The 4,517-nt window shown below is 44.5% G+C and carries 5 protein-coding genes and 1 pseudogene; 4 read left to right on the plus strand and 2 right to left on the minus strand.

Annotated features, from left to right (window positions below):
* A partial coding sequence (locus tag WG89_RS31780; RefSeq protein ID WP_216638562.1) for a hypothetical protein occupies window positions 1-198 on the minus strand: 198 nt, incomplete at its 3' end.
* Window positions 199-521: 323 nt separating this feature from the next.
* On the opposite strand from WG89_RS31780, the gene WG89_RS26090 reads away from it, so the two are divergent.
* The gene (locus WG89_RS26090) at window positions 522-1,898 is read left to right on the plus strand and encodes a cytochrome P450 (RefSeq protein ID WP_079254062.1); all 1,377 of its coding nucleotides are present in this window, start codon (window positions 522-524) and stop codon (window positions 1,896-1,898) included.
* A 15-nt stretch (window positions 1,899-1,913) separates the two neighbouring features.
* Here the strand turns inward: WG89_RS26090 and WG89_RS26095 are convergent, their stop codons facing one another.
* On the minus strand, window positions 1,914-3,104 hold the full coding sequence (locus tag WG89_RS26095; protein ID WP_172806920.1) for a DUF418 domain-containing protein: 1,191 nt from the start codon (window positions 3,102-3,104) through the stop codon (window positions 1,914-1,916).
* Window positions 3,105-3,358: 254 nt separating this feature from the next.
* Here WG89_RS26095 and WG89_RS26100 point away from each other — a divergent pair.
* The 3 genes and pseudogenes from WG89_RS26100 to WG89_RS33050 all read left to right on the plus strand — a co-directional run.
* Window positions 3,359-3,901, plus strand: a pseudogene (locus tag WG89_RS26100) (transposase); the annotation flags it as partial.
* A complete protein-coding gene (locus tag WG89_RS26105; RefSeq protein ID WP_153301837.1) occupies window positions 3,898-4,308 on the plus strand; it encodes a hypothetical protein in 411 nt (136 codons plus the stop codon). The pseudogene WG89_RS26100 and the gene WG89_RS26105, both read left to right, overlap by 4 nt.
* Before the next feature lie 56 nt (window positions 4,309-4,364).
* On the plus strand, window positions 4,365-4,517 hold a 153-nt coding region (locus WG89_RS33050; RefSeq protein ID WP_172806667.1), incomplete at its 3' end, for a transposase family protein.

Below are 4,517 nucleotides of genomic sequence, written 5' to 3' on the forward strand. Positions count from 1 at the left end.
GTCAGGTTCAGGAACAACAAAAAGGCTTTCAGAGATTAGGCGGGGTCCAGCATTCCATACCCACCCAACTGATTCCAAACCAGACAAGAAGGCAGAAGCAGAAACACTGAAAGTTAAAGAAAGAACACCCAAAATAACTGTTATAAAGCAGGCTTGATAATGGTTTTTGAATATAAAAATATGAATCCATTTTTTCAAAAGTACCCGCCTTAACCACAAATGACGAATGAAAAAAGAAGGTTAAAAATAGCAGAGCCGGTGAAACCCTCCTCGATAATTTTCAAAGTCAATGAATTAAAAAATAGCGCTCACATTTGATCCTGCCTTACTTTCCGGCCCGCAAATAAAATAGAAGTAAAATCATGTTAATTATTTTTTATTGTTATTTTTCAGCCACTTAAAACACACAATAATAGAAGCAATAGGAGTTGATGCTCAGCACAGCTGTCGTTAAATTAAAAAACGTCATCCAGGCCGGATGACTGTTAACCCGTCAGACAAGAATAACAAGGTAGGCGACTATGGCTAACGCATCGACAATGGACTTTTCCTATCTGGAAGAACCCACCAATAATGACCTGAAACACATCGATGGCGATCTTGGCCTGCCGGTCATTGGCAAAACCATTCCCCTGGTCAATGATTTTTATAACCTGGTAGATGAACATTACAAAAAATACGGTCCTGTCTCCAAGCTTGGGCAGATTGGTCAGAACGTTCTGCTCTGTGTCGGTGCCGATATCAATAAGCAGATTTTGCTGGACACAGAAAAAAACTTTTCCAACGCCAAAGGTTATGAAGACACCCTGGGGCAATTCTACGATGGAGGCCTGCTGCTTCAGGATTTTGACCAGCATAAATCGCAGCGACGTATGTTTCAGACCGCTTTCAAGTTTGACACCATGCAACATTATGCAGGCACGTTGAACCAGACTTTTAAGGAAAACATTGAGCAGTGGGACAAAATGGATAACTTCCGTTTCTTCCCGAACATCAAGGAAACCCTGCTGGATGTGGGTGCTCAACTGTTCCTTGGCATCAGCGACTTCAAGGGTGATGAAGCCAAACGGATGTCGAATATATTCATCGAGATCACTGACGGTCTGATCGGTGTTGTCAGAGTGGATTCTCCAATGCTGCCCTTCACAAAGTGGCGAAAAGGCAAACAGGCCAAACGCTACATGCAACGCTATCTGATCGGAAAAATTGAAGAGCGTCGCAATGGTGATGGCAAAGATATGTTCAGCCTGATCTGTCGGGAGAAAGATGAAGACGGCAATTACTTCAGTGATGACATGATCGCCCAGCATATTAACTTTTTGCTGTTTGGTGCTCATGACACCACCACATCCAATCTGAGCTACATCATGCAGCACCTGGCCCAGAACAAGGACATTTTGGAGAGAGCTCGCCAGCAATCACTGGCAGTGGGCAAAGACGTTCTGGACTTCGAAGATCTAAAAGGCATGACCGAGCTGGACAACATCCAGAACGAAGCGCTTAGAATGCACCCGGCGGTGATGATGTATACCCGCAGAACCATCAGAGACTGTGAAATTGGCGGTGTGCATGTGCCTGCTAACACCGTTTTGAATATTCCGCCCCAGTACACCCATATGATGGAAGAGCACTGGGATAACCCACAAAAGTTTGACCCGGACCGTTTCTCCAAAGAGCGCGCTGAACATAAACGACACTCCCACCAGTTTGTTCCTTTTGGCGGCGGAGCCCACAAATGCATCGGTATGAACTTTGCCCAGATGCTGGTGAAATGCTTTATGCATCAGATGCTGCTGAAGTATGACTGGGACGTGCCAGAAGGCTACAACCCTGAGCATCAGGCCTTCCCATTACCCAAGCAGAAGGACGACCTGCCCCTGGTTCTAAAGAGACGCTGATAAGCAACTGGCCAGTTATCGACTGGCCAGCTTCCTCCACAAAGCTTCAACCGGCCCCTGCGACCTGTACTTTAGCCATAGGCTGGATATATAAATCTGAACCACAATAATTCCTGCACTCAGTGCATAAGCCTGAGTCAAAGGCACTTTGGCAAACAGATCAAACACCTGAAAGATCAATACCCCAATAACTGACTGCAATAGATAATTGCTCAGGGGCACTTTACCCAGCGTTTTTAACCAGATGGCAGGACGAGAGTTTTGAAGACCAGGGGCAAAATAGGCAACCATAGCAATATAGCCCAGCGCCATCCCTGTTACTGAAACAACATAAAGGAATTCCATAACAGCTGTTTTCAGTGACTCGCTTATCCCATAATCAAAGTAACTGGCACCTACTTTTATCAAGCCGGCAGGAAAGGCTACGACTAATGAGAAGGTCATAATTCGCTTTTGCAAAGTACGGTTTGCTTCAGTCACCGAGAAAAAATTCATCTGTCCAAAATAGTAACCAAGAACAAACATACCCAGAATTCGGAGAAGCCTGCCAGTATTGAGGTTACCTTCCAGACCCATAATGACCCTGATCAGATTTGCATCAAACCATTGACCGTTCAAATACTGTGTAAGGATCTGCCCCTTGCTGAAATCCGGAGCAAAAGATAGCTCGACACTCAGTCCATAAAACAGATGCAAAAGATCAAGAATTAAGGGCATGAATAGCAGTGTGACCGATAGCTGGAGCAATCTCGCAGGACTCCAATCCTTGATCAGTAACATAACCATTCCTACCAGGGCATAGTAACGCAGAATATCGCCCCACCAGATAAAGAAGGCATGAACACACCCTATAATCAGGAGAATCACTTGCCTCTTCAGAAAATATAAATTGAACGCTCTGCCCTGAATTTTTGTTCTTGAATAGAGAATGTAAAAGCCAAGCCCAAACAAAAATGAATAGATAAAGTAAAATTTGCCATGAACCAGAAGACGTGTGAGGTAGAGAACAACACCGTCTGCAAGAGAAGTATTAAGCTGCTGGTCTCTGAGTTCTGCAGTACTGTCAAGATAACCACTGAACCAGAGAATATTGGCGAAAAGAATCCCAATCAGTGCGAAGCCTCTCAGTATATCAATGGACTCTATTCTTTGTTTTTTTGTTTTTTTTGGGTTGTCCATCGGAGAGCTCTCCAAGTACGTCTTCATTAAACCACCACCAGCCATGTGACATAACTCATGGAGACATTCTCCCCTTAAAACCAGTCAATTGGGATAAGTAGTACTGACACTTTCTGTCTATAGAGAAATTGATCACATCTCTGAGTCCATCTCCAGAGCTTCAGGTATGAAAAGCTGAGAATAAAAAGTGTAAAAACAAACCTTGATTACGCACAAACACCTATACAAACAAAGCTGGATTAATACAATAAGTGCTATCGACTGATATTTCAGAAGGTTGGATCAGTGAGCGTGCTTTATCCCGAGAATTGCGCCGTAATGCCAGTGGTGACAGATACCATGCTGAAACCGCTCATGCCCTGGCTACCCAACGCAGGGCATCAGCCACAAAGTTCAGCAAATCAGATGAACGACATATAACGATCATTAAGAAAGGTTTATCTCTTGGCTGGTCGCCGGAAAACATCAGTGCTCGGATGAAAGTGGAAGTGCCTGAGATTTCCCTCAGTCATACGACGGTTTACAAGCGTATAACGGCCAACAAGACTCAGGGAGGCGAGTTTGCGGCTCATGAGAAGGTATCAGAAGCTATGAATGCTGATGTATTTTTTGCCAAACCTTATGCCAGTTATCAGTGAGGAACTAACGAAAATACCAATGGAATTATCCGTAGAACCTGGCCAAAGAAAATAGCTCTTGGGGATCTGTCAGAAGAAAGTATTCGAGAGACTGAACTCTTGATCAATAAGATGCCGAGGAAGGTTTTAGGAGGAAGAACTCCTCTCGAAGTCTACTCCAGGGTGTCGATTGCACTTATTGCTTGAATCCAGCATCCGGCATCCGGCATCCGGCAGTATTTAAACCGGTAATGCGCTACACCGTTTATGATCCAGATCCAGTTGCAGCTCACGGTGCCAAGTTTGCAGCCAATGCCTTCTTTGGTGACTACCTGTACTTTGGGTCTTATCACCAGGGAACTTCATCCGGCTATGACAAGCTGATAAATGAGTACTGTGAAAAGAAAGGCATCGAATCCGTCTGCAAATTGAAAGAATACAACCCGGAAGACACCGAAGTTCATAAAGAGTTCATGATGAAATCCTGGCGTGCCATGTCCCTGTACCGAATCAAGACCAAGGATCTGCTGAAAGGTGATAAAGCCGTTAAAAAAGTGGATCTGCTTTACGGTAATAAACAGGGCAATTGCATCAATCTGAACACTCGAAGATAAATTTCTTGTAAACTCTCTATCCAGTTTATTCGAGTCTCCTAGAGTAGTTCATCCGCATGGAAGCCAAGCAGTACCAGCCACTAGCTGATTTTTTAGCCAAAGTTCCTGATCCTCGCTGCCCCGGCATGTGTGATCACAACCTGCTCGATATACTTATCATTGCTGTATGCGCAGTCATATGTGGAGCGGACGAGTGGCAAGACATGGAG

Origin of the sequence: Endozoicomonas arenosclerae (genome assembly GCF_001562015.1) — a bacterium.
Classification (GTDB): Bacteria; Pseudomonadota; Gammaproteobacteria; order Pseudomonadales; family Endozoicomonadaceae; genus Endozoicomonas_A; species Endozoicomonas_A arenosclerae.